We start from the raw sequence: 6870 nt of genomic DNA on the forward strand, positions 1-6870 counted from the left end.
CCCCGCCCCCCCCCGGCGGTGACGGGCGGGCGAGGCCGCCCGCCGTACGGGGCGAGGCTGGCTGCCCCGGGGACTCCGCACCGGCTGGAGGGAACTGGTCACTCATCGCGCATGGTAGTTCCCTGTCGCAGGTCGCTCTCCTGCGTGGGCGCGAGAGGGGGGAAGCGGCCCCGCGCCGAATTGCCACCCCAACAAGTAGTGTGTGCAGGAGGAGCCTCATGACCTCACGTGATCGCCTCATCACCGCCCTCGACCACCGCGAGCCCGACCGTGTGCCCTTCGACCTGGGCAGCACCTTCGTCACCGGCATCACTCGCGGCGCCTGGCTGGGTCTGCTGGCGGAACTGGGCGAGAGCGGCCGACCCGAGCCGCCGATCCTCGACCCGGTCCAGCAGCTTGTCGTGCCCGACCAGGACATCCTCGACCGGCTGGGCGTTGACACGACCAGTTTCCTGCGCCACCGACCCGGCCGCATGCCGCTGAACGCCCGCGAGGACGACGGGTACCTGATGTTCGATGACGCCTGGGGCATCGGCTGGCGCATGCCCAGAGCGCAGGGACTCTACTACGACATGTTCGTCCACCCGTTGGTCGGCAAGACGCTGGCAGACGCGAAGGCCTATCCGTGGCCCGATCCGACGCGGGACTTCGACCGGCAAGCCACGCGCGACCTCGCCCAACGACTGCATGACGAGACCGACAAGGGGGTCATTGGGCCGGGCTTCGGCTCGGGGATTCTCGAGATGACCCTGTGGCTGCAGGGCTTTGACCAGGGCTACATGAACCTGCTCGCCGACAAGACGCTCACCTGCTACCTGCTGGACCGGATCACCGACATCAAGATGGCCTACGCTGAGCTGATGCTGGAGGCCGCGGGCGACTGCTGCCAGGTGTTCTACGTGGGCGGGGATGATGTGGGGCACCAGTTCGCGCCGGCGATGCGACCTGAGATGTTCCGGGAGCTGATGGTCCCGCGCTACAAGCGCTACCACGAGTTCATCAAGCTCAAGGCCCCGCACATCAAGGTCTTCTTCCACAGTTGTGGCTGCGTCTACCCGCTGATCCCGGACCTCATCGAGGCGGGGGTGGACATCCTCAACCCGGTGCAAGTCAACGCGGCGGAGATGGGCGACACGCAGCGCCTGAAGCGCGAATTCGGGCGCGACCTCACCTTCTGGGGCGGCATTGACACCCAGCACGTCATGCCCCACGGCACGCCGGAGGAGGTCAAGGGCGAGGTGCGACGGCGCATCGAGGACCTCGCCCCCGGCGGGGGGTATGTCTTCGACACGGTGCACAACATCCAGGCCGACGTGCCGGGCCGCAACGTCGTGGCCCTCGCCGAGGCGCTGGAGGAGTACGGGTGGTACTGACGGGTCCAGGCGCGTTGACCAGTCGTTCACGCGACACCGAAGGAGGCAGACCGCATGACTGACGAGAGCGCACAGTCACCGCAGGCCGACATGACGCAGATCATCGAGTCCGCCCGGCGGCTCGGCATCGAGCTGGACGAGGCCGAGGCCATGCAGTGGCTGACGGCGATGGCCGCGACAGAGGCGCGGGAGGGCGTTGTCGTGGACGAGCGCACGGGGGTGTTCGGACACTCCATGGTCATGCTGGACTTCTCGCCGGCAGACCTGGCGCACTTCCGCGAGATCGGCCGGCTGGTCGAGTTCGAGGACACGCCGGGGGTGGTCGAGACCGCGCTCGCCCTGTCGGGATCGGCGGCGCAGTCCAAGATCCAGGCGCATCCGGGCGATGCCGACTACTTCGAGCGCGTCAATATCCTCGCCGCTACGCAGGAGGACGCCTGCCGCATCCTGGCCGACCTCATGCGGAAGAAGGCCCTCAGCGCCGCCAAGGGCGAGACCTACCAGCTCATCGAGGTCAAGTTCGGCTCGTATCCGTGCGACCTCGTACGCGACGGGCGCACGCTCACAACCGGCTCGCCCATTGCCTGGAAGCCCGGGGAGATCGAGGCCGGGCAGGTCGAGGGCTTCAGTCCCGACGGCCAGCCGGTCGTGGTGCGGTGGGATGACGTGGCCCAGGACCCCGGCTGGTGCAAGCTGGACTGGGTGGTCGCTGACCCAGAGCGCCATCAGCTCGCCAACGCCAGCAACATGCTGGATGTGACCTGGGAAGCGCCCGATGGCACGATCACGCCGCTGGACTCGTACCTGGATCCGTACTTCCAGGAGGTGTACCTGGACGCCACCTCGGTCCCGATCTTCGCCAAGCTGGCCAAGCACGTGTCGGCCGACGCGCTGGATGACTACGTGGCGGGGCTGCGGCACGAAGTGGAGAAGTACCTCACCAAGGACGTCAACTACGGCAAGGTGGCCAAGCGCCTCTACAACATCTTCCGCCTGACGGGGCGCTACCCCGAGGCTGCCTTCTTGCGCGAGCTGTTTGACGAGCCGGCGACGATGCTCTACCAGGTCTGGTCGCTCATCCGGACCCTGGATGACGCCACGCAGCCGGGCTCAGCGCTCGCGATGCAGCACGTCCTCGACCAGGCGGATGAGCTGATCCTGGCGGTGACCGAAACCCTCGAGGGCGAGCAGGAGACCGAGATTGTGCGTCAACTGCTCCGCCTGCGTGACAGCCTGACCCGGCAGCGGACCGGGGAGACGCTGATCCCCGAGGCTGAAGCCACCCGCGCCGAGGTCATCAACCTGGTCAACAACTTCTTCTACGACAAGCTCACGGCGCTGCCCGCCATCCGGCAGTACATGGAGGAGATGAAGGCACAGTGAGGCTCGCAGCCTGGGCTGCCCTTATCGTCGGCGCCGCCTCGCTCCTGCACGCACAGGACTTGCGCGCTGGCAATACACTGTTGGCTGACAGCTTCGACCGCTTCACCAGCGCGACGGCTGATCTGGGGAAGCTACCTGGGACGGAACGCCCTTGGGTCAAGCGCATCCCGGCCCTCGACGGGAAGCCGGCCGAGGGGCTCATCACGGCGGCTCGGGGCGCGGTCACCATCGGCTACAGTTCCGGGTCCAACCCCTGTGACACCGGCCTGGCAGTGGACGGCTTCACCGTCGCCGATGGCGTCGTCAGTTTGACCGTTGGGCCCTCGCAGATGGCCGGGCGCGGGCACACCGCGATTGTCAGCTACCGGGCCGCGGACGTGCAGGCTGCCGCCGGGGGCATGGCGGATGGTGCGTACCATGTGGAGGTCGCGCCCGATTGGTCCGGCAGCCGCGATGTCATTCTGCGCTACGGCAAGGAACGGCTGGCGGTGGCGGACATCACCGCGGCACGCGGGCTGCAGGACCCGCACCGCGTGCGCGTGGCCTTCAGTGGCGATCACCACCAGGTCTGGCTGGACGACAAGCTCGTCATGGACTTCTGGGAGGCGGCGTCGGACCGCACGGCCGCGGGGCACGTCGGCTTCGGGGGCTACTACTCCATCGGCACGTTCGACGACTTCAGCGTGGCGGAGGTGGTGGGGGGACCCACGTCTGCGGCGGACACGAAGGGCCAGTTGCGGCCGCTGCTCTTCCAGGGGCGGCCGTTCTTCGTGCTGGGCACCTACGACGCGCCCCGCGATGGGGACCTCGCCGAGTGGCTGGAGGCGGGCTGCAACACGACGCTCTTCCACGTGGCCGACCCGAAGACCACGCCGGCGCAGCGGCGAGAGCAGATAGAGAAGGACATCGCGTGGGCCCGGCCGCATAACACCGCGCTGATCTACTTCCCGGCCATTGACTTCTACGCCCGCACCAACGGCAAGCCGACGGTGCCCACGCCTGACCAGACGGCCCCGATGGTCGCGCAGCTCCAGGAGATGCTGGCGATCACCGGCCGGGACCGACAGACGTTCGGGTACTGCACCTTCGATGAGCCCGAGAACGTCCTGCACCCCGCCTACGCCGACTGGGAGAAGCGCAAGGACGTGGGGCTGGGGGAATGGATCGGCAGCGGCTTCAAGTGGCTGTACGACACGCTGAAGGCCGGCGATCCCGATGCCTACGTCATGCCGATCATCGCGTGGTGGACGACCTACGAAGCCACCGCGCCGATCTATGACGTGAACCTGCCCGACGAGTACCCCCAGCGTGGCGCGCCGCTGTCGGGCGACCTGTTCAATGCCGTCTACGACGCGGCCAAGGCTGCCGACGCGGCGCGGGCGAAGGGGCGCACCGGGTTCGTCTACATGCCCCCCTGCTTCGACGTCATTGAGGCGCCGTGGCGCGCAGCGACCGTCGCGGAGTTCCGCTATCTGTGCTTCGGCCCGCTGACGCAGGGCGCACAGGGGCTGCTGACCTGGCGCCTCGGCCGGGCTACGCTGCCCTATCGCCGGGCGGTCATCTACCCGGTGTACCGGCAGATCAAGCCGCTCATTCCCTGGCTGCTGGGCGAGCGTTGTGACGAGCGGGTGACCAGCGATGCGGACGCGCCGACCGTGGACTACCTGAAGAAGCTCCCGGTGCGGGTGCGAACGGTGGCGGGAGAGACCATCGAGAAGGTCGAGGTCGCCGGAGTGAGCGACTGCAGCCACTGCCTGCGCCGGCGGCCGGACAACACGTACCTGCTGCTGGCCGTCAACAACCGTCGCGAGCCGCTCACGGTCACCTTCACGCTGCAGGGGCTGGGCGACCTGCCGGAGACGGCGCTGGAGACGCTACAGTATGCCCGCACGCCGTTGTCGGGCGGGCAGATCAGGGAGACATTTGAGCCCTTCGGCGTGCGGGCGTGGGTCATCGAGCCGAAGTAGCAGCGCGGTCCGCCGCGCCCTCGGGCGCAATGAATTGCGCCGCTACAGCTTCGGTGTCAGCACCTTCGCCGGGTCTGGCGTGAGGTAGGGCGACACGGCGCCGGTGAGGCGCACGGTCAGGTCGTTCGTCAGGTCCTCGGCGCTCAGGCACCACACCTGCCCCTGCCCCTCCGCCGGGACCGTGACGGCCATCTCGGTCTCGCTCCCCAGATCGCCCTCGATATGCGCCGCCTGCTTGCCATCAGGACCGGTGACGGTCAGCTTCCCGCCGCGTCCCGCCGCCTGCCCCTCGGCCTTGGCGAAGATCGAGAAGCGCGCCACCCCCGCCGGGACGTAGAAGTACATCCGCCCGAACTGCCCGTTCACGGTCAGCTTCTGCTTGCCGCCGGCGAGGAAGGCATGGCGCTGGCCGGTCGTGACGACCAGGCTGTGGCTGTTCTGGCCCGACTGCGCAACCAGTACGTACGTCCCGTCGCGGTCGGGCGTGAAAGTGACGTCCTGGCTCTCCCGCACCTTCATGTGCCCCTCGGAGAGTCCCTTGCCATCCGGACCCACGACGGCCCACTGCGTCCCCGGGCGGTAGTTGGCGAGTTGCAGGTTGGTCACCTTGACCGTGACCGCCTCGCCCGCCTTGCCCAGGATGAACAGCGGGTTGCGATAGCGCAGGCGCGGCGTGGTGATGGCCGTGGGAGGGGTCACCGACCCCGAAGTCGCGGTCTGTGACCGCTCCCACACCGGGATCAGCGCCTCAATCTGCAGGTCCCCGGTGCTGAGCGTCGGCAGCGGGGGCTCGAAGGGGCGAATGGTCAGCGCCGAGACGTAGGCCCGGTCGGCCGCGAGCTTGTCTAGCTCCGCGTTGGCGGTCCGGCAGGCCTCCCAGTAGCGGTCCAGCGGCTCGCGCAGTTGGTAGCCCGGCAGCTTGCTGACATCCTCCAGCATGCTCTCGAAGGTGTAGATCCAGTACCCGGCCGAGTGCGCCGCGCAGACGTAGTACTGCTCGGCGAGGTTCTCGCTGGGAAACTGCTGTTGCCACAGGCCGGGCACGAACAGCACCTGCGCCGGCAGGGCGGCGAAGGTCTGCTGCTGCTTGTCCACGTAGTCCGTGTAGCCGGGGCTGTAGGTACTCTCGGAGAAGCCCAGCACCGGGTGCGTCTCGGTGCCCAGGCCCATCGCCATGGCCTGGTGGGCCAGCAGCGGATAGTCCAGCAGCAGCACGCCGAGGATGAAGTCGGGGTTCTGCGCGTGGCACTCGCGCTCCAGGCGCTGGGAGAAGCCCTTGATGCGGTTGGCGAAGTGCTGCTCGAACTGCGCCTGCAGACCATTGTCCTTGAGCCACTTGGCCGTGTCCGTGCCACGGCTCTGAAGAGCCGTGCCACCCTTGCCGGTGGACTCCACGAACTCCTTCAGACAATCCCCGCAGTAGCACGGCGTGTTGAAGCACGTGTGGTCGGCCCCGTACATCTCCGGGTCAATGATGCAGCCATCGAGGCCGAGTTCGCGGCTGTGCTGGGCCAGCCACACCGCGCGGCCGATGATGTACTTGCTCCAGAAGGCCTCGTCGAGCGGGCAGGGGGTCCTCTGCATGGTGATGCCGGCGATGGTAACTTCGCGCCGCTCGGACAGCAGCGCCTCGGTCGCGCCGCCGCGGAAGTTGTAGACGGGCATGAGGTGCAGGCCATTGGTCTTGGCAACCTCACCCCAGCGGCGCAGCAGGGCGATGTTGGCCTCGGTGGGCGGGGCCTGCAGGCCGCCGAACTTGGGCATGAGCAGGTTCATGCCGACAGCCTTCATCCGCGCCTGCCCGTCGCCGAGGTCAGCGGACGACATGTACCCGCCGCGGATGCGCTCGCGAGTGATCCAGTCATAGCACGAGGCGGGGGCGGCGTGGAGGGTGGTGGTGAGTACGAGCGGGAGGATGAGCGCCGGAATGGTGAGACGGGTCATGCCAAGCACCTCGGTTCGGGCCAGAGCCGTTCCCCTCTCCGGAGCCCGCGGCCGTATCGCGGGCGAGGGAGAGGGGCAGCAACTGTATTGCGAGTCAAGCTTGTTGTGCGTGCTCTTTGGTAGTTTGTCGCGGCCGCCGCCTCTCGGCTAGCTCCGCGTCCCGCCCGCCTTCTGTCCGCGATGGAGGGGCCTGCAGGCGGGCG

Annotated in this window: 4 protein-coding genes; 3 read left to right on the forward strand and 1 reads right to left on the reverse strand. The window is 68.0% G+C overall.

All coding sequences use genetic code 11. From position 1 onward, the window contains the following. Window positions 1-218: 218 nt before the first annotated feature. Genes LLH23_15975 through LLH23_15985 form a run of 3 tightly spaced genes read left to right on the forward strand, consistent with a single transcriptional unit; the run spans window position 219 to window position 4723 of the window. Window positions 219-1373 (forward strand): hypothetical protein, encoded by a 1155-nt coding sequence (locus LLH23_15975; protein MCE5239959.1) that lies wholly within the window; start codon window positions 219-221, stop codon window positions 1371-1373. A gap of 54 nt (window positions 1374-1427) precedes the next feature. After that, complete coding sequence (locus LLH23_15980) at window positions 1428-2756, forward strand: hypothetical protein (protein ID MCE5239960.1); 1329 nt, start codon at window positions 1428-1430, stop codon at window positions 2754-2756. Further along, window positions 2753-4723, forward strand: coding sequence for a hypothetical protein (locus LLH23_15985; GenBank protein ID MCE5239961.1), 1971 nt, complete (start codon window positions 2753-2755; stop codon window positions 4721-4723). Before LLH23_15980 ends, LLH23_15985 begins: the two co-directional genes overlap by 4 nt. Before the next feature lie 42 nt (window positions 4724-4765). Here LLH23_15985 and LLH23_15990 read toward each other — a convergent pair whose 3' ends face one another. After that, window positions 4766-6667 (reverse strand): hypothetical protein, encoded by a 1902-nt coding sequence (locus LLH23_15990; protein ID MCE5239962.1) that lies wholly within the window; start codon window positions 6665-6667, stop codon window positions 4766-4768. Between the last annotated feature and the right edge of the window lie 203 nt (window positions 6668-6870).

The sequence above is a fragment of the bacterium genome (genome assembly GCA_021372615.1).
Classification (GTDB): Bacteria; Armatimonadota; Zipacnadia; order Zipacnadales; family UBA11051; genus JAJFUB01.

Excerpts from the sequence above, each read along its gene's own strand:
- LLH23_15975 (MCE5239959.1), top strand. The coding sequence starts at position 219 with ATGACCTCACGTGATCGCCTCATCACCGCCCTCGACCACCGCGAGCCC.
- LLH23_15980 (MCE5239960.1), top strand. The coding sequence starts at position 1,428 with ATGACTGACGAGAGCGCACAGTCACCGCAGGCCGACATGACGCAGATC.
- LLH23_15990 (MCE5239962.1), bottom strand. The coding sequence starts at position 6,667 with ATGACCCGTCTCACCATTCCGGCGCTCATCCTCCCGCTCGTACTCACC.